The organism is Mucilaginibacter sp. P4_G9 (assembly GCF_056400985.1).
On sequence record NZ_JBFUKF010000793.1, the window covers coordinates 1 to 1,160 of the forward strand.

Annotated in this window: 1 protein-coding gene; it reads left to right on the plus strand. The window is 44.3% G+C overall.

The genetic code is table 11. The features are described from left to right. Nucleotides 1–119 precede the first annotated feature (119 nt). A partial coding sequence (locus AC1DPZ_RS27690; RefSeq protein WP_477409583.1) for a heavy metal translocating P-type ATPase metal-binding domain-containing protein occupies nucleotides 120–1,160 on the plus strand: 1,041 nt, incomplete at its 3' end.

The window sequence follows — 1,160 nt, forward strand, 5'->3', positions numbered from 1 at the left end:
CTTATAAACATCAAAAGGTGTTTGGCTTGTTGGGCAAAAAGATATTCCCTGCCAGGCATTAACGCATAACCTGAATTCTGCTAAACATATTGACCGGGTAATGGAGAATCAGGTAAAAAGTGACGGAGATCATCTTTTTAGGCAATCCAAATCATTTCAGAGTTAGGGTCAATCCTTCATTTTTGAGCCAACAAATTGAAAGAAAAATGCCGGAAACTACAACGCTTGTCAAAACCAGCTGCTATCATTGCGGTGATGAATGTTTGACCACTGCTTATCAAACGGAAGAAAAGCAATTCTGCTGCCAGGGTTGCCAAAGTGTGTATGAAATACTTTCCGGTGCCGGCCTTTGCAGCTACTATAACTATAATGATCATCCCGGAACGACGCGGGTGAGAACAGACAAACGCTTTGATTATCTGAGTGATCCGACCATTCTGGCCGAATTGCTGGATTACACTGATGATCGGTTGTCGGTCATTACGCTGTATATCCCGCAGATTCATTGCAGCTCCTGTCTTTGGTTGCTGGAACAATTGAACCGCTTTAATCCGGCTATTCACTATTCAAGGGTGGATTTCCTAAAAAAACAACTGATCGTTCGGTTCGATCCCCGCGAGCTCAGCCTGCAGCAACTGGTGGAGCTGTTATACGATGTGGGCTATGAACCCCTAATCAGTCTGCAGGATATTATCAAAAGACAAACCAAAGCGAAAAAAGACAACCTTGTACAGAAGATCGCCGTGGCGGGTTTTTGTTTTGGCAATGTCATGCTGCTCAGTTTTCCGGAATACTTCGGGCTTTCAGATTATGAACAAACCTTCAGGCATTTTTTTGGTTACCTCAACATCCTGTTTACCCTTCCGGTTGTGTTTTTTAGCGGCCGCGGCTACTTCATTTCCGCCTGGCATAATTTAAAAAACAAGATATTAAATATCGATTTTCCGTTGGCGCTGGGTATCGCGGTGTTGTTTCTCCGTACTGCGGCGGAGGTTATAACTCATACGGGGGCGGGTTTTGCAGATACTTTATGCGGGCTGGTATTTTTCCTGCTGGTGGGAAGATTTGTCCAGCAGAAAACCTATCATCATATTTCCTTTGAAAGAGATTACCGGTCTYTTTTTCCGGTAGCAGTTCAAATCCTCGACTCGGGGAAGGAA